General features: G+C 37.0%; 30 protein-coding genes. 21 read left to right on the top strand and 9 right to left on the bottom strand.

Going from position 1 to position 24949, the window contains the following annotated elements; genetic code table 11:
* Window positions 1–40 precede the first annotated feature (40 nt).
* Together ABE34_RS18295 and ABE34_RS18290 are read left to right on the top strand one after the other, a co-directional pair.
* Entirely contained in the window at window positions 41–1303 is a 1263-nt protein-coding gene (locus ABE34_RS18295) for an erythromycin esterase family protein (protein ID WP_197143884.1), read from the top strand.
* A 470-nt stretch (window positions 1304–1773) separates the two neighbouring features.
* A complete protein-coding gene (locus ABE34_RS18290) occupies window positions 1774–1932 on the top strand; it encodes a DUF1540 domain-containing protein (protein WP_082172635.1) in 159 nt (52 codons plus the stop codon).
* 46 nt (window positions 1933–1978) lie between these two features.
* Here ABE34_RS18290 and ABE34_RS18285 read toward each other — a convergent pair whose 3' ends face one another.
* The 3 genes from ABE34_RS18285 to ABE34_RS18275 all read right to left on the bottom strand — a co-directional run bounded on the left by ABE34_RS18285 (window position 1979) and on the right by ABE34_RS18275 (window position 4372).
* Window positions 1979–2224 (bottom strand): group-specific protein, encoded by a 246-nt coding sequence (locus ABE34_RS18285; RefSeq protein WP_197143883.1) that lies wholly within the window; start codon window positions 2222–2224, stop codon window positions 1979–1981.
* Window positions 2225–2561: 337 nt separating this feature from the next.
* Window positions 2562–3656 carry a sensor histidine kinase gene (locus tag ABE34_RS18280; RefSeq protein WP_197143882.1) on the bottom strand — a complete coding sequence of 365 codons (1095 nt, stop codon included), beginning with the start codon at window positions 3654–3656 and terminating at the stop codon, window positions 2562–2564.
* Window positions 3647–4372, bottom strand: a complete 726-nt coding sequence (locus tag ABE34_RS18275) for a response regulator transcription factor (protein WP_197143881.1) — start codon at window positions 4370–4372, stop codon at window positions 3647–3649. Before ABE34_RS18275 ends, ABE34_RS18280 begins: the two co-directional genes overlap by 10 nt.
* 157 nt (window positions 4373–4529) lie before the next feature.
* On the opposite strand from ABE34_RS18275, the gene ABE34_RS18270 reads away from it, so the two are divergent.
* From ABE34_RS18270 to ABE34_RS18255, 4 genes are all read left to right on the top strand, one after another.
* The gene (locus ABE34_RS18270; RefSeq protein WP_197143880.1) at window positions 4530–5453 is read left to right on the top strand and encodes an ABC transporter ATP-binding protein; all 924 of its coding nucleotides are present in this window, start codon (window positions 4530–4532) and stop codon (window positions 5451–5453) included.
* Window positions 5446–6144, top strand: coding sequence for an ABC transporter permease (locus ABE34_RS18265; RefSeq protein WP_197143879.1), 699 nt, complete (start codon window positions 5446–5448; stop codon window positions 6142–6144). Before ABE34_RS18270 ends, ABE34_RS18265 begins: the two co-directional genes overlap by 8 nt.
* A 462-nt stretch (window positions 6145–6606) precedes the next feature.
* Window positions 6607–7479, top strand: coding sequence for a DUF4097 family beta strand repeat-containing protein (locus tag ABE34_RS18260; RefSeq protein ID WP_197143878.1), 873 nt, complete (start codon window positions 6607–6609; stop codon window positions 7477–7479).
* 34 nt (window positions 7480–7513) lie between these two features.
* A complete protein-coding gene (locus ABE34_RS18255; RefSeq protein ID WP_197143877.1) occupies window positions 7514–8164 on the top strand; it encodes a uridine kinase family protein in 651 nt (216 codons plus the stop codon).
* A 68-nt stretch (window positions 8165–8232) separates the two neighbouring features.
* Here the strand turns inward: ABE34_RS18255 and ABE34_RS18250 are convergent, their stop codons facing one another.
* The 3 genes from ABE34_RS18250 to ABE34_RS18240 form a co-directional block, all read right to left on the bottom strand.
* The gene (locus ABE34_RS18250) at window positions 8233–8883 is read right to left on the bottom strand and encodes an SIMPL domain-containing protein (RefSeq protein ID WP_197143876.1); all 651 of its coding nucleotides are present in this window, start codon (window positions 8881–8883) and stop codon (window positions 8233–8235) included.
* A gap of 63 nt (window positions 8884–8946) precedes the next feature.
* Window positions 8947–9570: a DUF2238 domain-containing protein gene (locus ABE34_RS18245; RefSeq protein ID WP_197143875.1), complete on the bottom strand. Its 624-nt coding sequence runs from the start codon at window positions 9568–9570 to the stop codon at window positions 8947–8949.
* 124 nt (window positions 9571–9694) lie between these two features.
* Window positions 9695–9997, bottom strand: coding sequence for a YunC family protein (locus ABE34_RS18240; protein ID WP_079562172.1), 303 nt, complete (start codon window positions 9995–9997; stop codon window positions 9695–9697).
* Window positions 9998–10199: 202 nt separating this feature from the next.
* On the opposite strand from ABE34_RS18240, the gene ABE34_RS18235 reads away from it, so the two are divergent.
* Window positions 10200–10937 carry a polysaccharide deacetylase family protein gene (locus ABE34_RS18235; RefSeq protein WP_197143874.1) on the top strand — a complete coding sequence of 246 codons (738 nt, stop codon included), beginning with the start codon at window positions 10200–10202 and terminating at the stop codon, window positions 10935–10937.
* Window positions 10938–11023: 86 nt separating this feature from the next.
* On the opposite strand, the gene ABE34_RS18230 is transcribed toward ABE34_RS18235, so the two are convergent.
* On the bottom strand, window positions 11024–11284 hold the full coding sequence (locus tag ABE34_RS18230) for a hypothetical protein (RefSeq protein ID WP_197143873.1): 261 nt from the start codon (window positions 11282–11284) through the stop codon (window positions 11024–11026).
* A gap of 107 nt (window positions 11285–11391) precedes the next feature.
* Here ABE34_RS18230 and ABE34_RS18225 point away from each other — a divergent pair, with 107 nt between their 5' ends.
* The 3 genes from ABE34_RS18225 (at window position 11392) to ABE34_RS18215 (ending at window position 13660) form a co-directional block, all read left to right on the top strand.
* The gene (locus ABE34_RS18225; RefSeq protein WP_197143872.1) at window positions 11392–12180 is read left to right on the top strand and encodes a DUF2268 domain-containing protein; all 789 of its coding nucleotides are present in this window, start codon (window positions 11392–11394) and stop codon (window positions 12178–12180) included.
* A 229-nt stretch (window positions 12181–12409) separates the two neighbouring features.
* Window positions 12410–12922: a DNA-deoxyinosine glycosylase gene (locus ABE34_RS18220; RefSeq protein WP_197143871.1), complete on the top strand. Its 513-nt coding sequence runs from the start codon at window positions 12410–12412 to the stop codon at window positions 12920–12922.
* 246 nt (window positions 12923–13168) lie between these two features.
* Window positions 13169–13660 carry a transporter gene (locus tag ABE34_RS18215; RefSeq protein WP_197143870.1) on the top strand — a complete coding sequence of 164 codons (492 nt, stop codon included), beginning with the start codon at window positions 13169–13171 and terminating at the stop codon, window positions 13658–13660.
* A 127-nt stretch (window positions 13661–13787) separates the two neighbouring features.
* On the opposite strand, the gene ABE34_RS18210 is transcribed toward ABE34_RS18215, so the two are convergent.
* Window positions 13788–14279 carry an SRPBCC family protein gene (locus ABE34_RS18210; RefSeq protein ID WP_197143869.1) on the bottom strand — a complete coding sequence of 164 codons (492 nt, stop codon included), beginning with the start codon at window positions 14277–14279 and terminating at the stop codon, window positions 13788–13790.
* A gap of 774 nt (window positions 14280–15053) precedes the next feature.
* Here ABE34_RS18210 and ABE34_RS18205 point away from each other — a divergent pair.
* A complete protein-coding gene (locus ABE34_RS18205) occupies window positions 15054–15404 on the top strand; it encodes a YybH family protein (RefSeq protein WP_197143868.1) in 351 nt (116 codons plus the stop codon).
* A gap of 28 nt (window positions 15405–15432) precedes the next feature.
* On the opposite strand, the gene ABE34_RS18200 is transcribed toward ABE34_RS18205, so the two are convergent.
* Window positions 15433–16185: a sulfite exporter TauE/SafE family protein gene (locus ABE34_RS18200; RefSeq protein WP_430982172.1), complete on the bottom strand. Its 753-nt coding sequence runs from the start codon at window positions 16183–16185 to the stop codon at window positions 15433–15435.
* Between the two features lie 334 nt (window positions 16186–16519).
* On the opposite strand from ABE34_RS18200, the gene ABE34_RS18195 reads away from it, so the two are divergent.
* The 10 genes from ABE34_RS18195 (at window position 16520) to ABE34_RS25535 (ending at window position 24948) form a co-directional block, all read left to right on the top strand.
* Window positions 16520–17332: an alpha/beta fold hydrolase gene (locus ABE34_RS18195; RefSeq protein ID WP_197143866.1), complete on the top strand. Its 813-nt coding sequence runs from the start codon at window positions 16520–16522 to the stop codon at window positions 17330–17332.
* A gap of 41 nt (window positions 17333–17373) precedes the next feature.
* Window positions 17374–18030, top strand: a complete 657-nt coding sequence (locus ABE34_RS18190) for a nucleotidyltransferase family protein (RefSeq protein WP_241747119.1) — start codon at window positions 17374–17376, stop codon at window positions 18028–18030.
* The gene (locus ABE34_RS18185; protein ID WP_197143865.1) at window positions 17964–18458 is read left to right on the top strand and encodes a DinB family protein; all 495 of its coding nucleotides are present in this window, start codon (window positions 17964–17966) and stop codon (window positions 18456–18458) included. Before ABE34_RS18190 ends, ABE34_RS18185 begins: the two co-directional genes overlap by 67 nt.
* On the top strand, window positions 18440–19270 hold the full coding sequence (locus ABE34_RS18180; protein ID WP_197143864.1) for a helix-turn-helix domain-containing protein: 831 nt from the start codon (window positions 18440–18442) through the stop codon (window positions 19268–19270). Before ABE34_RS18185 ends, ABE34_RS18180 begins: the two co-directional genes overlap by 19 nt.
* A 410-nt stretch (window positions 19271–19680) precedes the next feature.
* The gene (locus ABE34_RS18175) at window positions 19681–20664 is read left to right on the top strand and encodes an ABC transporter substrate-binding protein (protein WP_197143863.1); all 984 of its coding nucleotides are present in this window, start codon (window positions 19681–19683) and stop codon (window positions 20662–20664) included.
* Window positions 20665–20754: 90 nt separating this feature from the next.
* Window positions 20755–21762: a FecCD family ABC transporter permease gene (locus tag ABE34_RS18170; protein WP_197143862.1), complete on the top strand. Its 1008-nt coding sequence runs from the start codon at window positions 20755–20757 to the stop codon at window positions 21760–21762.
* Window positions 21755–22786, top strand: a complete 1032-nt coding sequence (locus ABE34_RS18165; RefSeq protein ID WP_346655585.1) for a FecCD family ABC transporter permease — start codon at window positions 21755–21757, stop codon at window positions 22784–22786. The genes ABE34_RS18170 and ABE34_RS18165 overlap by 8 nt, the downstream gene beginning before the upstream one ends.
* Window positions 22787–22797: 11 nt before the next feature.
* On the top strand, window positions 22798–23598 hold the full coding sequence (locus ABE34_RS18160) for an ABC transporter ATP-binding protein (RefSeq protein WP_197143861.1): 801 nt from the start codon (window positions 22798–22800) through the stop codon (window positions 23596–23598).
* On the top strand, window positions 23595–24365 hold the full coding sequence (locus ABE34_RS18155) for an alpha/beta hydrolase (RefSeq protein WP_197143860.1): 771 nt from the start codon (window positions 23595–23597) through the stop codon (window positions 24363–24365). The genes ABE34_RS18160 and ABE34_RS18155 overlap by 4 nt, the downstream gene beginning before the upstream one ends.
* 454 nt (window positions 24366–24819) lie before the next feature.
* Window positions 24820–24948 (top strand): hypothetical protein, encoded by a 129-nt coding sequence (locus ABE34_RS25535; protein ID WP_276569519.1) that lies wholly within the window; start codon window positions 24820–24822, stop codon window positions 24946–24948.
* Window position 24949: the final 1 nt, after the last annotated feature.

The following is a 24949-nucleotide window of genomic DNA, read 5'->3' as shown; positions in this document are numbered from 1 at the left end:
GCGGAATAACTTTTTTATAAATAAAGGGAGGTTTTTTTAAATGGTACTTGTTAAAAGGAGTTTTTTGTTAATTTCAACAATATTTCTTGTGTTTGTTTTAGCGGGATGGGGAAAGGTAGAGGCTGTTAAGGATGCTTCAAAATATACATCCGCGGTTGAAAATATCGATATTCCAAATGACGTGAAAGTAATTGGTTTTGGAGAAGCGACACATGGTAACGTTGAATTCCAAACTTTAAAGAAAGATGTATTTCAAGCTCTAATAAAAAATGAAAATGTTCGTGTGTTTGTGTTAGAAAGTGATTTTGGTGGCGCTCAGCAAATTAATCAGTTTATTTTAAATGGTACTGGCACAGCTGAGGAAGCGGTAAAAGCTTTGGATTATGGTATTTATAAAACAGAGCAAATGATTGAGTTTGTTCAGTGGATGCATGATTACAATATGACTGCCAATGAGAAAGATAAAATTTATTTTTACGGTAACGATATGCAGCGCTATGATTATAGTAAAAAAGGGTTATTAGACTATTATGATGTGGTCAATAGTGAAGGTGCTAATAAATATAAGGCACAGCTAAAAGATGCGACGAATAAAACAATGAGAGATTTATCTAGTAGTCAGCTAGAGGAACTTGATAAAAATATGGATGCAATCATAAAGGATTTGCAAACAAATAAAGATTCTTATGAAAAGAAATCGTCGAAAGAAGCTTATTTACTTGCTGCTCAATATGCGCAAATTATGAAGCAACGAACGCAATTATTTTTAAGTGATGGTAATTATATGAATCTTCGTGATGAATATTTAGCGAACAACTTACAATGGATCGTTGATTTTGAAGCAGCTCGAGGTCATGATAAAGTACTGATATCTGCTCATAATGGACATATTGAGAAAACTTCGGCGAATCTGGCAGGGTACAAATCTATGGGCCAACACTTAGACGAAGTATATAAAGATGCGTACTTTGCTATTGGGACTGACTTTGTTAAAAATACGTTTCAGGCACAAAATGAGTCTGGCGTAAGAAAAGAGTATACAATTAAGCACCGAAATGCATTAATAGATGCTTTCAGCGAAGTGAAGGAAAATATATTTTATGTAGACTTTAAAAAGGCTAATGAATCGCCGGATTTAGCGAACATCTTAGCAAAAAAACAAAGAATGGGTAATATCGGAGATGACTTTAGTGTTTGGTATAAGTTTGTGAAAATGCTTTATACAATTGAGATGACACCTGCAAAGGCATATGATGGCATTATAATTGTGCAAAAGGCAACACCGACAAAGGTTATTGATTAACGTGTAGAAAAACTATTGTGACAATGAAATTAAAGTATGACTCTTATGGCAAAATGAGGGGGTGATTTCCGTTCCGACTGGGCGCTTTCCTGGGGGCGTCCGATGAGCCGCTTCACTCGCGATGCTCGCTCCAGGGTCTCATCTGTGACGCTGATCCCCAAGGAGTCGCCCAGTCTCCACTCCAATCAACCACTACTTTGGGTGTGTTTTTTTAGATGTCACTTTAATTTATAGTAATAAGACAATATGGCAGCAACAATTGCTTTTATATTTGAACCACAGGAAAGCGAGTAGCCTCGAACGGAAATTAAAGAGCCGCAACATTCACAAAGATTTCTTTGACCATTTTATTTTTCAACACTATGAAATCGAAGTTTAGATGATGTATATTTCCACTCATTACACCTTCTATAACTAAGTATTGAATACCTCAATTTTGTTAATGATAAAAAAGAGGAGGTGTGGAAACGATGGCACAAGAAATTCTTTGTGAAGTCAATAACTGTACATTTTGGAACTCTGGAAACAGATGTGGTGCAGAAAAAATTTATGTAGTAAGTCAAAAAGGACAACAGGCATCTAATAGTGAAGAAACAGATTGTAAAACATTTAATCCTGAAACACATTAAATGTTTAAAGGGTAACCATATAAATGGTTACCCTTTTCTCATATTTTTATAAATAGACATCCACTTTTTCTTTATTAAACAAAAGCGTATGAGCATTTTTCACTTTTTCCTCTACATAATCTAATGAATACTTTCCATAGGAATCTGTTAAATCACCAATCGCACGAGATAAATTATCAATAACAGGAATCAATGTTTCTAAGTGCGTAAGTTCTTCACCTTTATGCATTTCATCAGTAATTTCATGAGCAAGATGTTGAATCTTTCTTAGTCGCAATTTTTCAGATTGCATGAAATCCTCCTTGTTGAACCAATTTATGATGCTTAAATATATGTCCAACCATATAATTTCATGAATGATTCCGATGGGCCATCAAATTGATCGGGTTCACTGTAGAAGTAATCGGGTAAACCCCAAAAGTGATCGGGTTCACCGAAGAAGTGATCAGGTAAACCCCAAAATTGATCGGGTCACCAAAGAAGTGATCAGGTAAGCCCCAAAAGTGATCGGGTTCACCGAAGAAGTGATCAGTTAACCCCAAAAGTGATCAGGTCACCAAAGAAGTGAACTGCTCAAGTCCAACAACCGACAACTCGGGCGATACATCCAAAAGTGTTCGATTTCCATATTATTTTTTAGGCAATGTAATAATAAACGTTGTCCCATTAGAAGATTCGCTTTGTACAGAGACAGTGCCATTATGAGCTTGAATGAGCTTATGAACGATTGCCATGCCTAATCCAGTACCTTCAGATGAAGAATCTGTTGTAGTTCCACGATAATATTGTTGGAATATGTTCTCCATCATGTGTTGAGACATCCCTACACCGTTATCCACAATGTGGATTTCTACATGCTCAACACTATCGAAAATCTGTGTATAAATATTTGTGTTAGATGGATTGTGGATAATTGAATTCATAAGAATGTTTTGTAATATGCGTTGCATGAATTTCGTATCAAAGTCAATGTTAATAACGGATGTATCAGTTTTGAAGTGCAATATATAGTCATTAGCCTGTGGATTGTTGCTTATAGTAGCAACGATTCTTTTTGTAAAATCCACGATATCCTGATTAGTTTTACGCAAGGGTAACTGACCGTCCGTATTATTAAACTGAATGACGAGACTTAAATCTTGAATAAGTTCCTCCATATGCTTGCCTTTATCTGCGATCTCTTGAATAAAAGAACGGGCTTCATCCTTAGACCAATCGTATTGTTCGTTTAATAATAGAGTAGAGTAGCCTGTAATATACGTTAATGGTGTTTTTAAATCATGCGAAATACCAGCAATCCATTCTTGTTTGGCTTGTTCAACCTTTTCACGTTCTGTTTCAGCAGCTTTTAATTTTCCTGATAAGGATTGTAGATGTTGAAGTACCTCTTGATATAACATGTAACGCATACGGAGCTTTCCTTTACGGGTATAGACTTTTGATAGTCCAACAGGCTGTTTGTAGTTTTCCTGTGACAGCTGATGAATCCAAGACATTATAAAACCAAGAGGACCCCCGAAATACCAACCAAATACAGCAATACAAACAATAGTACTGAACCCGAAAATCCATGCTACCAGTAGACTCTCATAATCTTCACTAATAGATTTTTTAAAGAGAGGAAGAATCCCTTCGAGCCCGATAATAATACAGACACCACTTAAAAGTATCCACAGAATAATCCCCAGTGCGAGATGTAATGTAAATCGAGTGTTTATTCGCATAGTGAGTCCTCTTTCGGTGGAATGAATTTATACCCAATACCCCTTAAATTCACAATAATTTTAGATTTACGCGTATCATCCCCAAGCTTTTTCCTTAGCTTTGAAATATGAATCGTTACGGTTTTCTCCTCGCCATATACATCATTTCCCCACACGAATTCATAGAGCTGTGAAGTTGTGAAAATACGATTTGGATTTTTACAAAAGAAATGCAGCAGCTCTAGCTCTTTAGCTGTACACTCGACAAGTTGATTGTTAACGATTAATGTAGCAGATTCAGGATTAAGAGCAAAATAACCGAAATCAAATTTTGTATGCTGCTGTTGCTGAGAACTTTCATACATTTTTTGACGTCGAAGGATGACCTTTATTCGAGCGACGACCTCTAACGGATTAAAAGGTTTCGTAATATAATCATCTCCGCCAATACCCAATCCCGTTAATTTATCAAAATCTGTAGAGCGAGCACTGACAAAAATAATTGGGGTGTTTGTTTGCTTACGTATTTCTGTGCAAAGTTCAAAGCCACTTATATCTGGTAGCATTATATCGAGCAAAATAATATCGTATTGATTTTCTTTTACAAGTTGTAGTGTGCTTTTACCCGTTGAGGCAGTATCAATATGTATAAAGTTTTCTTTTCGTAACGTAATTTCTAATAATTTTAATATACCAACCTCATCATCTACGATTAGAATTTTTTCAGCAATTTCCATTTTTATCCCTCGTTTCAATCTCATCATAACAGCTTCTGATCTTCATATCCTTACTCTCCTGAAAAAATTACTGTCATTTTCCATCGAGTTTACTTTGATTTTACTTTCACTTAGTAAGCTTAATGTAACGAATTCAAAAGGGTAAGGAGTATATAACATGGAAACCGTAATTCAAATACATCAATTAAGTAAAAGCTTTAAAGGAGTCGAGACTGTATCGAATGTCAATATGAATGTTAAGAAGGGAGAGATTTATGGGTTTCTAGGTCCGAATGGTGCTGGCAAAACAACGATTATGAAGATGATTTTAAATTTAGTAAAACCTACTTCAGGTGATATTAAAATATTGAATCAATCCATCTCAAATACATCCTATCAATACTTGAGCAAAATAGGCAGTATTATCGAGTATCCGGAATTTTACGAAAGACTGACAGCTAAAGAAAATCTAGAGCTTCACTGCGAGTATATTGGGGTTTATGAAAAAGGAGCCACGGAGAAAGCGCTAGAGATAGTAGGTCTCAATGGTGTTGAACATAAAAAAATACATGAATTTTCGCTAGGGATGAAGCAAAGGCTAGGTATCGCACGTGCAATTGTTGCCAAACCGGAAATTCTTATTTTGGATGAGCCGATAAATGGTCTTGATCCAATCGGTATTAAAGATATTCGAGAGCTCTTACTTCATCTAAAGGAGAAGCTTGGAATCACCATATTAATATCAAGTCATATCGTATCAGAAATTGAATCAATAGCAGATACAATAGGTATTCTTCATCATGGGAAGTTATTGAAAGAGATAAGGATGGAGGATATTCGAAAAGAGAACATGGAGTATCTGGAGATTAAAATAGACGATGTGAAAAAAGCGATTCATGTGCTAGAGAGCAAGTTAGGTATTCGGAAATATGAAATTACGAATCAACATTGTATTCGAATTTTTGAACATGACATTTCCCAATCTCAAGTGAATAAAGAACTTATTTTAAATAACATTGCTGTCAATGGCATTGAAAAACAGCAACAGCATTTAGAAGAGTATTTCTTAAATCTTATAAATGGAGGGAATCAAATTGCTTAAACTATTAAGACTTGAATGGAAAAAGAATCGTATATCTAGCTATTTTAATGGCTTAATCATTTGTATTGTTGGAATTTTTGCGGCAGTTGCACTAATGGCCATGGGTTCTGGAGATGAAAAGATGTTTCAGGATTATACAGATTTTATGTCTTTAACAAATATTTTAATTCGAATTGTTTTTATCATTTTTTCGAGCATCATTTTATCTCGTTTAGTCATAGATGAATACAAAAATAAGACTGTTCAATTATTATTTACGTATCCGTTAAAAAGGAAAAAAATTATTTTTGCTAAGCTGTCTCTAGTTTTTGGATTCTGTTTCTTTAGCATTATCATTGCGACTTTTATGATGAATATCGCTGTTTATTATTTTAATCCAATGATGAACTTGTTTGAAGCTCCTATTGAGATACAGGAGATGGTAGCTACTATACCGTCTACTTTCATCAATGCTTTTATGATGGCTGGGGTAAGCTTAATTCCTTTGTACTTCGGCATGCGAAAAAAAACAACTGCTTCAACAATTACATCAGCTGTATTAATTGGATTTCTTATTAATTCAACGGTTTCGAATGGGGATACATCTGCCAGTTTATTTCAGTTTATCATGGTCCCAATAATAATGTGTCTATTAGGGCTTATTATCGGCTATCTGTCCTATTATAAAGTCGACAAAGTAGATTTAATTTAACTTCTTTCAGCGGGTGTCCAAACACCCGCTGAAATAGAGAAACTCATTCTAAGATCGCCACGTCCTGTGGCAACGACTGAGTGACCAACATCATGCTGTTGCTGTCGCTGCGCTTTCGCACAAAAAAACCCTCTGCTGACGCTACGTTATCACTGCGCTTTCGCACAAAACATCTGTTGGCCCAAAGCCTCCGGAGGATGTTATGGAATCGGAAAGGAGTTCTTAGGGGATGTTAGCCTAAAAACATCGCATCCATGCGATAACGGCTAACTGACCTGCATCGGTAAAAACGCCACGTCCTGCGGCATTACCGAAATGACCGACATCGTGTCGGCCCTCGTGCAGGCCTAGGCACAAAGCCGATTCCGAACGCAATTATGCCGAGGCATAATTGATGATCTTCTTTCAGCAAAAGCTGGAATAGATTCGAGGCGTAATTAATATGAGAAATGAGGATGTAAAGTGAAAAAAGCGATTATAGCTTTGATATTCGTTATTACAATAGGAGGAATTTTTTTCACCTTTAACATAAACGGAGAAAAAAGCATTAATGAAGAACAATCCTTTGATGTTAAGGAAATTGAAGAACTAGAATTAAACATAGAGTCTTGGAATATAGCATTAGAAAATACAGAATCTGAAAAAATGACAATTGAAGTTGAAGGTAAACAACAAGAGAAGCAGGATAACAATCCTGTTGAAATTAAGAAAGACGGAAATAAAGTAAAGGTAATTCAACAAGACGCTGAAGAAGGAGCTATGAAAAACTTTAGCTTTGGAAAAAAAGGTACTATTCACATTTCTGTTCCTAAAAATGCTGTGAATAAGATTGCATTAAAAAACAGCTATGGAGATATCAAAATTAACAACATTGAAACAGAAGAAATTTCGATTTCAACGGATTCTGGCTTTAAAACCATTAAGGGACTATCGGCTGATAAAGGGACAATCACATCAAAAGATGGTGAATTGAGTATCGAAGACAGTACCTTAAACGAATTAACAATAGCTGCTACAAATGGTGATAGCTATATGACTAGAGTCAACAGTCCGAAAACGGATATTACTTCGACTAGCGGTGAAGTTTTAATGAAAGAAGTTATCGAAGGAAAATCATTATTTGTAGAAACCGCTTCAGGGGATATAACAATATCATACAAAGCGGCACCGAAATCATTAGAGCTTAAAGCGAACAGTGAATCATCTGACTTAAGCGTTAATTTAGAAGGCTATCAGAAAGAAAAAAATACGGAAAAATTAAAGAAGGGCAAGATTGGTAAAGCGTCGAACAAATTGGAACTAATTAGCAAATGGGGTACAATAACCATAAAATAAAAACTTATAAAATAGATGTAGCGAGGGAAAAAAGATGGATAGGTTATTGCAAGAAATCGTTACTTGGACCAGCAAGGAAGATAAACCAATTGTTATCGGTATTTCCGGACATGGAGCAGCAGGAAAAACAACGTTCGCCAATAAGCTTATTAACCAATTAAATGAAGTGAATTATATCAATACAGACCCGTACATTGTTAGTTCGGATATACGAAAGCATTCAATGATCAATTATACTTATCGAAACGAGCAGCATCATTTTAAAATGACAGCTTGCCATCCAGCGGCGCATCATTTACCTTCTTTGGAAAGAGATATTCAAATGGTTAGACAAGGTCTGGATTTATTGACAATAGATACGCACTATATGAAAAGTGCGTTAATTTCTTCAAAAAATAAAGTAACGGTTGTAGAAGGAATGAGTGTAGCATTTATTAACCCAATATTATTTGATTTGAAAATTTACTTTTATACAGATGGTGAGACGGAATTAAAGAGAAGGTCCGGTCGTGATGTACTTGAAAGGGGAACTGATATCAATTATTTAAAGCAGTCCCATGAAGAACGTCGGATTCAATATGAATTGTTTATGCATTCGTATAGTCAACATTTTGATATTATTTTTAAAGCGTCTGATGGAGTAGTGAATCTAGAAAAAAATACGTTTGAATTTAACGACAGATAATCTCTACAAGCTTAAATAACTATAAGAGCCTACATCCTATTTAAATAGGGTGAAGGCTCTTATACAATTTAATATTGAAATTTCACTCGAACATTCGCATTAATGGCTATTTGACCTTGTTCAATAGGAGTAGAAATTTTGGAATCAGCCAACGCCATTGATCTATACAGGACAGGTGTACCTTCATGTTCCTCAACAATTTCGATTGGTTGTAGTTGTAAAGGCAAATGCATCGTCTCTGCAATCGTTTTAGCTTTCATTAGGGCATTATGAAGGGCTAAACTAAGAGCTTGTTGATAATAGGCATCTACATTGTCAATGTTGAATTGGATAGAGGAAATCCGATTTGCACCATTTTCTACTGCTGTATCAATAATTTCACCAATCTGGCTCGTATCCGTTATTTTAACGGTAATACCATTTGTAACTTCATAGCCTTTAAAAATCTGTTGGCCGTCCTTATAATCATAAAGTGGTGAAATAGTATAGACCGTTGTTTGAATATTTTCTCTCGGGATATGGAGAGTTAAAAGTGAATGGATGACACGATTCATAATTACCGCATTTTCCTGCTGTGCATCTTGTACATTTTTTCCTCTTGTTTGGACTTCTAATTGAATTTGAACATAGCTTGGAGTAGCTAGTACTTTTCCATTTCCAGTGACAGCAATCACGCGAGATAAATGGGGTGATTGTTGACTAACACTTGCATAGTACATAGAGTACCACCTTTCGAATGGTTCATATTAGTTATCCTATGCTTGCTACAGAAGAAAATTGTTTTACTTTGTCTGTCTTCTCAATAATTTATCATGTAATTTTGTAAATAGCAGTAAAGCCAAAATTGACCCGAGGAAGGCAGAAAACATGTCCCATTGTGCATCCCATGGATCTCCTTGCATACCTACAAAATCTTTGGCTCCTTGACTTCCCTTTGAAATTTTTGTACTGAGCCATTCAATTATTTCATAGAGAGCAGCAATAGCAAGGAGAATACTCATCGATATGCCTGTTAACCAGGCGCCTTTTACTAATGGTGTTTTTCGTATTAATATTTCTCTTATGACAATGGCCATCAAACCTTTTAGGAAATGCCCAAATCGATCGTAGTCATTTCGTTTTAAGTGAAACTCCTCTTTAATCCAGTTAAAAAGTGGAACCTCCGAATAAGTATAGTGTCCACCAATGAATGTTAGAATAGACAAAAGGGCAATGATAAAATAAGAAAGTGTTGTAAGGCGAAACTTGTTATAAATAGCGACTACAATAATAATTGCAACGACAGCAGGACTAACTTCTGCGAGCCAGTCTAAATAGGATACTGGTTTTATGACAGACCACACGAAAATAATAAGTACTATTAACAACAAAATTACATGTATTTTCCGTTGATTATCTTTAGACAAAATGAAACACTCCTTTTGTCTAAAGTATTGGAATAGAATAAATAGCTTATACACTACACTTTTACATAAGACTGAAGAAAAAAAGCGCCTAGTCTTATTGCACTGACGCTTTGTAATAATTTTGTTATACCATTCTTAATAATGCCTCTACACCAGACATTCCTTCAGAAATACCAAGTTGATGCGCTTCATATGTCACAGATTCTAATGGAGCCGTCAATAACTCATCAATTGTTTTCACGCCAACTGCTCGACCGGCAATAATTTTACGGTCTGCTAAGCGGTCATTTAATAGACCAACATCTAAAGCCCCACACATAATGTACCCCGTGTCGTTAGAAATTGTTAGCAGTGTTGTTTTTGGTAATTGAACAACTATTGCAGTGAAAAAATGGCCTTTGATCATAATAGGCTCAATTGTTACCATCCGAAATCACTCCTTTTCTCTATATACATATGGCAATAGTTAAAAAGGTGTTCGGCATTTTTATTAAAAAATTATTAGTTACCAAAAACGACCTGTGTTTTAAGAGGAGAAAACAGCCAAACCTTCCTAAGTATAATTCATTGTAATTCGTAAATAGTAAGTTGACGGAGTTATGTGAATTTGAACTTGGGAGGTGATGCTTATGACACGCAAATATGTATTGGTTCTATCCTTGTTTTTTTTAATCATATCGGTAATTTCTACAGTAGTGACAACCTATGCGGATAAAGGTCGACCTTATTATGAGGAGACAGGGGAAGTTGTATGGGACATTAACACAAAAGACAAAATAATTGCTCTAACCTTCGACGACGGCCCTCATCCCGAGTATACAGCAGCTATTTTAGATTTATTGGCTAAGTATGATGCAAAGGCGACGTTTTTTATTATTGGAAAAAATGCAGAAAAATATCCAGACCTTGTTTTACGATCTTATTCAGAAGGACATGAGCTTGCCAATCATACGTATTCACATCCGTTTAAAGCTTCCGTAGCTGAATTACAGTCACAACTACGTAAGACAAAGGAAATAATTTATAGTATTACTGGGTTTTCACCGATTTTGTTCCGTCCTGTAGGTGGTTACTATAATGATCAAATGATTAATGCCGCTGTAAAGGATGGATACAAAGTAGTGATGTGGTCTTGGCATCAGGATACTCAAGATTGGAAACAGCCAGGGGTCAATAAAATTGTACAAAAAGTGATGAAGGGAACGGAGCCAGGTGATGTTATTTTGTTCCATGATGGAGGCGGCAATCGTACGCAGACCATCAAAGCATTGGAAAAAATATTACCAGAACTGAAGAAACAAGGCTATACATTTGTCACAATATCCGAGTTGATTGAAATCAAACAGCAACAAGAGCAAGTGCAATGAGGACAATAAGCCATCTCAGTGATTGAAATGGCTTATTTTTTCTCCATGTCTTCGCGCAGCGGATAGTAAAATTAGTCATTTCAATGTTACCAAAATAGTAGTGGTGCTAGGGCAATTCCGGCAACTACCCCAAATGCGATTCCAATTCCAAAACCTGCTCCTGCTCCTCCAAAACCCCAACCCCATCCTAAACCATAACCACCAAATCGTCTATCAGGTAGAATCCACACCTGTCTTCTATCCACCCTAGTTATTTCTCCATAATGTACTCTGCCACTTCTTTCTTCAATTCTTACACGTTTACCATGATATTGACAACAAAGATTATAAGTATCAGCTGGATTCACAAACTATCCCTCCTTTCGACTTCCTTACAAGCTAATATATGCGGCTGTAAACATTATCACTAGCCGATTGTCTACTTCAAACATAAGCTATAGTAAGGGGGGAATGTATGTCAGTAATACCTACAGATGAGTGGCTCAATGAATTAATAGCTAGTCAAAAGCTTAATCACAAAAATCTTGAGGGCTTACAACGCTCTATACTTTGCAGTCGTTTAGTAGAGATTTTTATTGGCGGATCTCTAGATGAAATACAATTTGAACTACTGCAACAGGGACTTTTTCAGTCACATGAAAAAATAGACATTAACAAGTTAAAAAGACAAAACATTTGGGAAGTAGTACAGAAGGAATTTAACTATTTAAAGGAGAAATGGAGCGGTCCAAATATACCAATCTATATCTTCCCAATCACGCAGGAGCAAACGATTACTAAGAAAAACGGTGTTGCCTATCCAAATGCTTTGTTTTTATATATAGGAGAGCTTGAAAAGCAGGAGCTTAAAGCGTTATTTGCACATGAGTATAATCATGTTTGTCGTTTGCAATATGTAAATAAAACGCTAGACGAAGTGACTTTATTAGATTCTTTAATTTTAGAAGGATTAGCAGAATGCGCAGTAGAGGAAATTTACGGGGATAGATGGTTAGCGCCGTGGTTGAGGTACTACTCATTGGATAAGATGCTAGAAATTTGGAAGGGGCATTTTTTGCCTCAAATCAATATTCAAGGATTAAACAATCATGTTGAATTCTTATATGGAGGAAAGCTTCCTCAATGGATAGGATATTGCATTGGATACGAAATAGTAAGGACCTATATAAAAAATCATTCATCAAATAAACTGCATGAAAAAAGTTCGGATGAAATACTTGCTGGCTCCGATTTTTCTTTATAATTAATTCCTATGTAAAGCTTCATCGCTGAAAGATAGAGATGAAAAACGTATGTAATGAGGATAAGCTGATCCTTGTTGTTATGACTAGGCGACTCCCAGAAAGCGCTAGCCGTAACGGAAAGCAACCCCCCGTTATGGTGAGGAACTTTAATTTTGATACGAGCGAATTGTGCCCTTCTATAACATTGACACAAATCTTCCGCTACAATAGATGGAAGGAGTGATTGTTATGTCAAATGAACTTAAAAATGTATTACCACCGGTTATAGATTTGTCTACAAAGGTACTAATTGTTGGGTCGATGCCAGGAAAGCAATCATTAGAGAAGCAGCAATATTATGGGAACCCACGCAATCACTTTTGGCCGATTATTGGAGAAATAATAGAAGCGTTTATACCTCAGAATTATGGAGAAAGATTAAATTTGCTAAAGAACCATCATATTGGACTTTGGGATACTATAGAGTCGTGCGAGCGTAAAGGAAGCTTAGACGCGGCTATTCGTAATGAAAAGCCGAATGATTTTAAAACGCTTTTTGCACACTATCCTAATATTGAGTTAGTGCTTTTTAATGGTGCAAAGGCATTCGAGGTGTTTAAAAAGCATATCGGCCTTGCAGTTTTAGATGGTCGAGCATATCAAAAAATGCCTTCGACAAGCCCAATACCAGGGAAGAATATTAAATCTTATGAAGAAAAGCTTGAGGATTGGCGAGTGATGCACTCTTATTTGTCTAGATGACAAAAAATCCTCTCCATTTAGTTTTGCATGACGGAGAGGGTTGTGAGCATTATTTAATAGATGAGGGTGACATTACTGCCATGTGTTGTAGTAAGATCCTGCTGGGGAAATACACCTTTATTATACGATGTTGACCACGAATATACGAAAGCAGTTAGGACGACTAAATACAAGGCTAATAGGCAATTGCTCAACAGTTATTAGCCCTCCTACATATATTGAAATATGTAAAAGGAGGGGTTTATTATGAACAATCCATTTGAACAGATTATGCCACTTCCAGAATCCGATTTCGAACCTTCATTCGGACGACCTGGTTTTGGCCAATCACCATCATTTAGACCGCCTGGTTTTGGTCCGCCACCATCGTTTGGTCCGCCTGTTTTCGGCCCACCACCATCATCTAGACCACCAGGTTTCGGCCCGCCAGGTTTTGGCCCACCGCCATCGTTTGAACCACCAAGCTTTGGCCCACCACCAGCAGGTCAAATGCCTCTAGGTCCACCACCTAGCTTTGCACCATCAACTCCACCATTCGGAATAGGTACAAGTGGTATTCGATCATGCCTATTTAGAAATACGTTTATATGGATGTTTAATGGATCAAGCTTTTGGTTCTTCCTAACTGCTGTAGGAAGAGAGTTTGTTTCAGGGTTCCGATGGAGTAGCAGAAGTGGCTGGCGCTTCCAAACTATTGCAAGAAGAAATATTCGCTCGTATGAATGTTCGAGATGGTAATGAAGCGTATTGAAAAGCCGTGATAAATAAGTTCATTTATAAAATAAAGGTGTCATTTAATTAAAGTTTCCAACACTATGAAAACTCCTGAAGCACGTATGCTCTAGGAGTTTTATTCGTAATATAGTTAAATCTTCTCTACGTCATCCACAAGTTGCTTATACTCTGCAAACCACTTTTGCCATTCTTCCATTGGGAATTCTTCATGTACCGTTCCATTTAATAAATCCGAAAGCAGGCCTAAGCATACATGCCACCCGGCTAAATCTTTAGGTGTATGCTCAGTTAGCTCACCAATCGATTCAAGTAATACTAATATGGAACCGTTGCTAGTGGGGGAGAGTTCAAATCTGACTGTATCTTTGCCCCAATCAAATTCGAGCACTTCCTTCTCAACATAGTCTGTAATTGTTATTTCCATATAAATATCTGTACCATCATTTATATTAAAATGCATTTTACCGTTTTTTCGAAGATCAATAATTTCTAAATTATTCATCCATTTTTGAAGCTTTCCATTCTCCGTTAATACAGCCCAAACAGCATCAACTGAATGTGACAGCGGACGGTTAAATTTTACGACATAGTTATTTTGTTGTTTTTGAATAGTAGCGAGCATGGGTATCCTCCTTACTTTAGCTCATCATATACTGCCTGAACTGTCCTTGTCACGTTATCCCATCTTTATTTAAACGTTTATATTCTGTACCTTAGATTGCTAATAATCCAGTTAACATGATTCTCGATACTAAAGTACTTTCTTTCTTTTAGTTACAAATAATGAATACAATAAAACAATTGCCAAAAAAATTACACCGAATAAATAGAACCAAAATAAGGTTGTATTTTCTCCCCAATGAATTATTACTTGGCGTAAAAGAGTAATGAATAAGACTAACATAGGGATAAGTACAGCTTTACTATTAATCACTATTGTTCACCACCTAACCTTTTTTTATTTGCTTTGTTCCATCCATCTAACCTTTCGGACCATTTTCTTCCGCAACTTAACTAAATATGTCAAGAGCCTTAATTTTCGCCTTTTTCCTTCATCAGTTGTTCAATTAGAAAACCCCTTAAAGAAAAGTTTATCGCCATTTTAAATCCAATTATGCCTCCCTTAAAGGGGATAACACTTGTAACGACTTACTTAAACGTAATGATATAAATACGAATACTATATTCTAAGTGAAAAGATGTCCCAGCATTAAACGGATATTTCGTGCAACTGGTAAATAAGTATTAGATTACCATAATTATAGCGTAGAGTAATTATGTATATGAAAATAGAAAGTTCAAAAAATAATAAACTAACATGTTATTTTTATTTCTAATAATAACGTTCTTTGTAATATAATTTCTGCAAATATTAGTTAAAAAGGGGTGGATTACAATGGAGTATCATCAAGCATTAGAAAACTATATTGCTGCTACAAATTCCCATTATTTTAACAACGTAAAGCAAATTTTGCATCCGCAAGCGGTGTATTGGTTTTCGGATAAAACATGTACGTCTTTAGAAGAAATAGGTGCTTATTTTACTAATGCTTGGAATGTAATAAAGGAAGAAGTTTATTCGGCTACCAATGTCTATTGGCTTACGGTTGATGAACAATCAGCTACCTGCATTTATACATACCATTATGAAGGCTATCATAACGGAAAGTTTGTATCAGGTAGCGGGAGAGCGACGAATATTTTTACGGTCTTAAACAATGAATGGAAGTTAATCCATGAACATTGAACATTTAAGCAGTAAGTGAAGCTTCAAGTTATATAATTTTTAATGATACTTGAATGAGTAGTAATGAGATGATCACTGTTAGTAATATTTTCGCTGTTTTCATTGGGATTTTTGGTAAAACTAAAAGGCCAAGCTGAGAGCCGATAATGGATCCTATTGCCATCGCAATTGCGTAATGCCATTGAATAAAGCCAGTTTGGTAAAAAACTAAAAATGCTCCTGTACAGCTCCCAAATATAAGTACGCGTGTGAGCTGTACAGCCTTTATGTAGGTGTAATGATAGCGTAAAAAATGTAGTATGCTGAAGGTTGAAGAGCCAGGTCCAAAGCCACCATCATAAACCGCGATAAAAAATGGCTGCCATAATTTATTGCTGTGCTTAGTGTCATTTTCTTCTGAACTAACAGTCCATTCTTTATTTTTCAACGTTATAAACAAGGCGAAAAAAAGTAGAGTACATGCAATAATATTCATTGTTTTTTCGGAGATGGATACTGTTAGGAGTGCTCCACAAACGCCTCCAGCAAAAGCTACAGCAACATATTTCATAATAGATGCTAGTCGAAGCTCTTTATGATAAAGAAGATAAAAGATACTCGACAATGCTGCAATGCCCGATGAAAATTTATTCGTAGCAATGCTTGTTTGAATAGGTATGCCAACAAGCATCATAGCCGGGATCGTAATAAGCCCAGCACCCCCAGCTAGAGTGCCGATAAAAGCGGCAATAATTCCGATACTAACGAGTGTCAGTGGAAGTTTTGTATTAAAAAGTCCCATTACGATGGCAAAGGTTACAATCAAAATAAAAGATTTTTTCATAAGCGTCTCCTTTAACATTATTAGTTAAAGGGTACGGGTAAATAATTTATAAATCTAATATATTATTTTTCGTTTTGTATAAAATAAATTTATAAATATAATCGGTACAAATTACAGGCGATTTTTTCTCTTCCACTATAAATCCTCTTCAAAATACAGTCTCCATAAAGTTCTAATCTCTCCTGATTTGCCACATGTTTATTTTCATCTGTCTAGCCCCTTTGAAACAAAACTATAAATAGTTATCATTGTAATTGATGGGAATATTTTTTAACCAAAGGGGATGGTAGCGATGAAACAAAATATATATCAATGTGGTGACTCTCAAAATCCAACTTTACTCTTTTTTCATGGATTAGGGAGTACGGGCTTAGCATATGGAGAACTAGCAAAACTTTTACCAGAGTACCATATTGTCACCTTTGATTTACCTGGACACGGCTATGCAAAAGCCTTGGAAGAAGAAAAGGATTATTTTCCTTCCAGTTTGATTGTAGAAATAGAAAAAATAATAAATCAGCAGTTAGGTAATACATCTCATTATTTAATTGGTCATTCCTTAGGAGCTGATTTGGTAGTGCATTATGCTGCTAAATACCCTAAACAACTAAAGGGGATTATCTTGTTAGATGGCGGTTATTTATCACCTCAAGATTTAGGAATGACATTAGAAAACGAACTACTAAATATTGAGAAGTTCTGTAATGAAGTAAGATTCCCATCTTGGGACGTATTTTTTGAATCGGAAAAAGAAGAGCTTTCAAGATGGTCGGAAGAGCTTAAAGAAGCATCAAGGGCTCAAGTTAAGGAACAAGATGGAGAAATTAGACTAACGATTTCTACTTTTACAGCACAATCCATGGTAAAAGGTAATTATGCAGAATCAGTTACAGATATAGTAGAACAGGTACACTGCCCGGCTCTTTTAATACGCGCTACAAAACCAGTTGAACTCGAATCTGCTAGAAAGAAGAGCGTTCAGATTTTGCAATCTAGAATTAAAAACCTGGACATTGAACCAATCGCTGATGCAGGCCATGATATTTTTCGTGAAGCACCTAAGGATGTTGCTAACAAAATAAGAACATGGGTTGAAAATCATTAATTAGAAGAGTGCAGGCATTGGTATGACAAATTCAGAGGTGAATGAAACTGATAAAAACAGAAGAAGAGCTAAAAAGCTTAATTGCTGCAGATGAATGGATGATGGACATTTTAAAAACTGTAGAAAAACTCCAATTACCTGATTCATGGATATGTGCAGGATTTATTCGATCTAAGATGTGGGATTGTCTGCATGAAAAAGAATTTAGAACACCATTAGCCGATATTGATGTGATATATTTTGATAAAGTAAATCTCTCAGAAAATTATGAGAGGCGTTATGAACAAGAATTGACGAAGTATTTACCTGATGAGCCTTGGTCTGTGAAAAACCAAGCAAGAATGCACGTAGTAAATAACAGTGAGCCTTATCAATCATCTATTGATGGCGTTGCACATTTTCCAGAAATGCCAACAGCTGTTGGTGTGAGGCTTTCTAATGGAAGACTTGAGATAGCTGCACCTCATGGTATTAAGCACTTAGTTGCTGGAATTGTCGCTCCTACACCATATTTTCAAAGGGTTCTCCAATGCATGAAGTTTATAAGAGTAGAATCCATAACAAACAGTGGGAATCAATTTGGCCGAAACTACAGATTTTCTACTAAAATGAAGCGAAGGAGCGAAGGGATTTGTGTCACGATAAACATCAAATTATCTCTCATTATGAAAAATCTATCGTATTTGTGGAAAGTTTAGTAAACATAACTGAAGAACAATGGCGTACCCCTATAGAGCCTGGGAAATGGACGGTTGCAGAGGTAATTGGACATCTTACACCGTGGGATGAATTCGTATTAAACCATCGTTTACCGTTTCTTTTTACAAAGGAAAGCTTACCAAAAGGACCGGATGTAGGAGAGGTGAATGCTAGCGCAGCAAGGAATAGTCGTGCGCAAAGTAAAGAAAAAACGATAGCCAGTTTTACCAATCAGAGACATCAGCTAATTGACGCGCTTTATCAAATAGTTGATCAGCAATGGCAACAACCTTTTACAATAGGTGCTTCTGAATTAACGCTTCACCGATATTTTGCTAGTTTAGTAGATCATGATCTACATCATTTTTCACAAATCCAAAGAGTTTTAAAGAATGTAGGGGCTATAAAGTGGATATCAAGCATTTAATTGATTACTATGCACATGCATCTGTAAAATTTACGGATGTTTTTACGAATAAAATGGAGCCAAGCCAAGTAGATAAAGGGCGATCAACAGCCCCTGGGAAGTGTGGATTGGTTGTGCCGCTTGCTGGTAACGCTACATTTAGTTTTAACGGTACCCCTTATGCAATGGAGCCAGGTATGGTCGTACATGCAGGACCACAAATGCCAATCGAAATTAAAGCTTCTGATGATAAAGGATGGGAGTATGCAGTTGTTCATTATCAACTTTCTACCGAAGAGTCAATTTTATATCCATTATCAATTCAGCACTTTTTAATCAATACAGGTTATCATACAAAAATTATTGACTATGTACAGCAGTTAATAGAAAGCCAAGCAATGCCAGGTAATATGTCAGTGCTAAAAGCAAAGACTCTATTTATGAATCTTTTGGAAGCCATTCTTATGTCGGCAAAAGTGAAGGTTCTCGATACGGCAAGTGACCAGATGGAGCAAGCTTTACAGTATATACATGAGAATTATGCTGCACAACTTTCTGTTTCGAAAATTGCTGAAGAATTTGGCGTGGAGCGTCGAAAGTTTGCCTATCTGTTTGAACAACACACAGGGATGAATCCTAGCGTCTACTTAACGGAATATCGTATCCGACGGTCGAAGGAGTTACTGAAATATGACGATTCTCCAGTAGCGGAAATAGCAGAATGTGTAGGTTATGTAGACTGCTTTTATTTCAGTCGAGTATTTAAAAAATGTACTGGAATGTCGCCGACAACCTATCGAAAAACAATGCTTGAGGAAGCTAAATACTTATAAAAAGTTGTTTCTTGAAAAAAGAAGCAGCTTTTTTTGTAAATCAATTATGCCTTGGCATAATTGCGTCCGGAATCGGCTTTGTGCTTGCACGAAGAACTCCTTACCGATTCCGTGACATCCGCCGGAGGCTCTAACTTCTTTCAGTAGGTGTTTGGACACCCGTTAAAAAGTAACTTTGCCCCGGGTTCATCTCCACACCTATAGAGGTGTGAGACTACCGCTGAAAGAAGTTAGAAATCGGCAAAAGTCCATGCGATTCGTGAAATCGTCCATTCACAACTGTTTTCCACTTTGTTAGGATAGTATCCGTAAATGATAATGGATATCAATTAAAAAATAAATACTATTGACTTATAAATGAAAATGATTATCATTATCAATATAATGAAGTTCGTTAGGAGAGAATATCGATGAATAAATATTTTAAAATGTGTGCACCTGCTTTATTAGCTTTATCTTTGGCTGCTTGTGGAACGGATAAAGCAGAAGAGTCATCTACATCTACAAATAATGCAGCAGAAACTAGTGCAACAGAAACGCAAACAAATGGAGCGAAAACACAAACGATTACATATTTAGGCGAAAAATATGAAATTGCCGCAGATGCTAAAAACATAGTAGCTGCAAGCTTAGAATCTATGGAAGATGCGGCAATGCTCGGTATCAAGCCGGTTGGTGTGCTTGATATAGGTGGGAAAATTCCAGCATATCTTGCTTCTGAATTAGAAGGTGCTGAGCTTGTTGGGAATAAAATGACACCGAATACGGAAGCCATTCTTCAACTTGATCCAGATGTTATTTTAGGTTCCTCAAAATACCCTGAGGAAATGGCTGAAAAGCTTAAAAAAATTCAAACGATGATTCCGTATTCACATGTCTCTACAAATTGGAAAGAGAACTTAACGTTACTTGCACAGCTTACAGGAAAAGAAGATGAGGCCAAAAAAATCATTGCAGATTATGAAGCGAAGGTTGCTGACTCTCAAGTGAAATCTAAAGAGCAATTAGCGGACAAGCAAATTCTTGTTATTCGAGTTCGTGGTGGCATCATGTATATCTATCCTGCGGGCGTTTACTTAAACCCTGTTTTATATGAAGATTTAGGGGCTCCAATACCAGAGGTTTTAAAAACTGCAAAGGCACAGGCTGAACTATCTCTTGAAACATTAGCAGAGGTTAATCCTGATGCTATTTTCCTTCAATTCGAGGAATCAGAAAATGCCGATGCACCAAAAGCGTTAGAAGAGCTACAAAAGAATCCAATCTTTACAAGCTTAAAGGCATCACAAAATAATCAGGTTTTCGTGAACGCCATTGAACCTTTAGCACAAGGTGGTACTGCATGGTCTAAGGTAAAATTCTTAGATATCGCAGCTGAAAAATTACTTAAATAGTATAAAGAGGCTGGTAGTAGATTTGGTGGAATCACCAGGCTATTGCCGGCCTTTTATAAGATAGAGTTCAAATAGAAAAAGGTGTGGAAGTTGAAAAAAACAAACATTGTAGCATTTTCAATAGTAGCAGCTTCTCCATTCCTAATTGTGATTGTGGCATTAGTATCCGTTATGTACGGAACAAAAGACATTAGCGCAATAACGGCGTGGCAGGCGATTACTGCATTTGATCCTTCGAATGTGGACCACCAAATTATACGAACAGGACGTATTCCTAGAGTTGCAGCGGTTTTACTGGTGGGAGCATTTTTAGCAGTAGCTGGCGCAGTGATGCAAGGTATTACACGGAATTATTTAGCGTCTCCATCATTAATGGGAGTGAATGATGGGTCTGCATTTGTGATTACGTTAGCCATCGTATTTTTCCCAGGGCTTCCTAATTACCAAATGATTTTACTTTCTATGCTCGGTTCAGCGTTAGGCGCAGGGATTGTATTTGGTTTTGGCTCTTTAATTCGCAATGGTTTATCACCAGTAAGGCTTGCCATCATTGGGACGGTCATTGGTACGTTTTTAAGCAGTATTGCTACAGCTATTGCGATGTATTTCCAAGTATCTCAAACGGTAAGTGTTTGGTATAACACAAAGGTCCATATGGTAGATATGGATATGCTCATGCTATCGCTTCCATTTGGGTTAGTTGGTTTAGTGCTTGCATTATTATCAGCTAAGGCCATTACGATCACTTCATTAGGAGAAGATATTGCTATTGGACTTGGGCAAAAAACAAAAGCCGTGAAAATTATTAGTATGCTTGCCGTTGTATGTTTAACAGGAACGGCTGTTGCACTTGTAGGAAAGATTGCCTTTGTAGGATTAGTTATTCCTCATATTACACGTTTCCTTGTTGGAGTTGATTATCGCTTTATCATTCCGTGTGGAGCTGTAGTAGGCGCGTTTTTCTTAGCGCTTTGTGATGTACTCAGTCGCTTTGTTAATTACCCATTCGAAACTCCAATCGGCGTCTTAACGGCCTTGGTTGGTGTCCCATTCTTCTTATATTTAGTTCGTAAACACGGAGGTGAAAAACGTGCGTAAAAAAACCTCAAGTGTATTCGTGATGACTGTTGCAATATTGGTGTTATTAATTTTTGGTGCAAGCTATCTCCATCTTACAAATGGTGTCTTTGATATGTCGGTGATGGATGTCTTAAAAACATTGCTACGATTTGAGTCGAACCCCAAATTTGATCTTGTCATTTTTGAATTCCGATTACCACGTATTGCCATAGCAGCATTAGTCGGTGTTGGCTTAGGAATGGCAGGGGTTGTACTACAGGGTATTACGCGTAATGGTCTAGCAGACCCCGGGATTCTAGGGATTAATGCTGGTGCCGGTGCAGCAGTGGTCATATTTATGTTTTTCTTTCAATTACGTCTCACATCTGCGGATATGAGTAGCTGGTTCTCTATTTTGATGATGCCGATTTTTGGGTTTGTCGGTGGCGCGATGGCCGCTCTGTTAATTTTCTCATTTGCCCGGAAAAATGGTCACTTAGATATGCAACGGCTAATTTTAACAGGGATTGCGATTAATAGTGGTTTCGGGGCATTGTCATTATTTTTATCATTGAAAATGAATGCTCAGGATTTTGAAGCAGCTGCAGTTTGGATGGCAGGCTCCATTTATAATGCAAACTGGATTTTTGTTGTGACTATGTTGCCGTGGCTTATTTTATTAGGCTTTTACGTTTATCGGAAATCATATTTGCTCGATTATTTTCAATTAGAAGAGGATAGTATTACTAGCTTAGGGATAGCGGTAGAAAAAGAGAAAATGAAGCTATTATTAGCAAGCGTTGGCTTAGTCAGTGCCTGTGTATCGGTCTCAGGTAGTATCGGTTTTATTGGGTTAATGGCACCGCATATTGCTAAACAGCTTGTAGGTATACAACATCGTTACGTCATGCCAGTAAGTGCATTAATAGGTGCGGGATTGCTTATTGCAGCTGATTTTATAGGAAAAACAGTATTTGCGCCGTCTGAGCTGGCAGTTGGTATTGTTGTCTCGATTATCGGGATTCCGTATTTCTTATATTTACTAGTGAAATCGAAGGCATAGGGGGAAATCGTATGCAAACGGCATTTAGAATGGAAAATTTGGCTTCTGGCTATGAACAAGTTCGTGTGTTTGAAGGCTTAAATTTATCAATAGAAGAAGGCAAGATTACGACTATTATTGGCCCCAATGGATGTGGGAAATCTACACTTTTAAAAACGATTGGTCGTATATTAAAGAAGCAGCAGGGAACGGTTTATTTACAGGAGCAAAACATGCAAAATTTATCGACGAAAGACATTGCGAAAAAGCTAGCTATTTTATCACAGACGCCTATTGCACCAGGTCAGTTAAAGGTTGAGGAGCTCATTGCTTATGGTCGTTATCCACATCGAAATAATGTGAATCGCTTAACAAAAAAAGATGAAGAAATGATTGAATGGGCTTTACATGTAACAAATACGGTGGAGTACCGAAATCGAGAGCTTGCTCAGCTTTCTGGAGGTCAACGCCAACGTGTATGGCTTGCAATGGCCTTAGCGCAAGAAACGAGTATTTTGCTGTTGGACGAACCGACAACTTATTTAGATATGGCACATCAGTTAGAGGTGCTAGAAATTGTGAAAAACTTAAATGAGCGACACCGTTGTACGATTGTTATGGTATTGCACGACATTAATCACGCGGCGCGATATTCTAATCATTTAATCGCAATGCGACAGGGGGCTGTAATTAAAACTGGAACACCTGAGGAAATTTTATGTGCAGATGTTATGCGTAACGTATTCAATATTAATGCACGTATTATGCAAGATCCAGTTACGAAAACACCCGTATGTTACGGCTATGATGTTATGAAGGAGACCGACAAATGATTGAGGAGAAAGCACTTGATTATGTGACGCAAGAAATTGTATCGAAGTTTACGGATTATATGTATACGGTAAATATCTATGTACCGAATGGCGAAGTACCGGAAGGAGGTTTTCCAGTCTTATACGTATTAGATGGATCGTCCTACTTCCATCTTGTTAAGGAAGCGGTCCGCCTACAAAGTCGCAATGCACCAAAAACGGGTATTTTGCCAACTATTGTTGTAGGCATTGGGCATGGTGCAGATATGCATGAACGAAGATTTTATGACTTTACAGGACAAGCCGAAACATATACGTATCCTACAAGATTTAAAGGAAAGGGCTATGAGAAACATGGAGGAGCAGAGAACTTCAGTGCATTTTTAGAGGAGGAATTAAAGCCAAGTATTCAGGCTCAATTCCCTGTAAATATACTACAGCAATCATTGTTCGGGCATTCATTAGCGGGCTACTTTGTGCTTTGGCAATTATTTCATCATCAAGCAACCTTCCAACGTTATATAGCGATTAGCCCTTCTATTTGGTGGAATAAGCATGAACTAGTAGGTTATGCATCAACATTTTTAAAAGAGCGTCCATTTGCTTATGAAAAACTATTCATCGGTGTGGGAGAACTAGAAACCTTTATGGTTGATGATGCACAACAAATCGCGAGTAAATTGCAGAAAATCATGGATATATCTTTCTATGAAGCGTTGGAAGAAAATCATGCTTCAATCGTTCCAACTGTTATGAGTAGAGCAGTACGTTTTGTGAACAAAAAATAAATAGTGATGACCGCATTATTTTAAGGTAATGCGGTTTATTTATGATTAAAAGTGCGTTGTATTGTATGTTAAATTAAAGGGAGTGTTGATAAGTGAACTTTATTTTGGCTCATTACCAAAAATTGTGGATGTCATTTCTTAAAACGTATGCCATGCATATAAGTTGATTGGAGTGGAGACTGGGCGACTCCTTGGGGATTAGCGTCACAGATGAGACCCTGCAGCGAAGCGGCTCATCGGACGCCCCTAGGAAGCTCTGCTCTGCGCGAAAGCGAAGCGTCAGCGGCAAAGCGCCCAGTCGGAACGGAAATCAACCACACGTTATGGTGATGAGCTATTATTTGAAGAAAGGAGAGGATGCCTTCATCGGGTATATCGATGAACAACCAGACAACCAGTTGCAATGTTAAGATTTACACTTAGCGGAAAAACGATTAGTGAATGTAAAGTATGTATGAGCGTACCAAGAAACATTGAGTTATATCGCTCATTAGGTTATGTTGTCACAAAAGAGGGCAAAGAAGAAAATCGTAACGGTTTCTCTCTTTCTGTAGCGACAATGGAAAAACAGCTTACTAATTAGG

The organism is Lysinibacillus sphaericus (genome assembly GCF_015844675.1).
GTDB classification, from domain to species: domain Bacteria; phylum Bacillota; class Bacilli; order Bacillales_A; family Planococcaceae; genus Lysinibacillus; species Lysinibacillus sphaericus_E.
The sequence above is the reverse complement of the archived record's forward strand: the minus strand, read 5'-3'. Positions and strand labels throughout refer to the sequence as shown.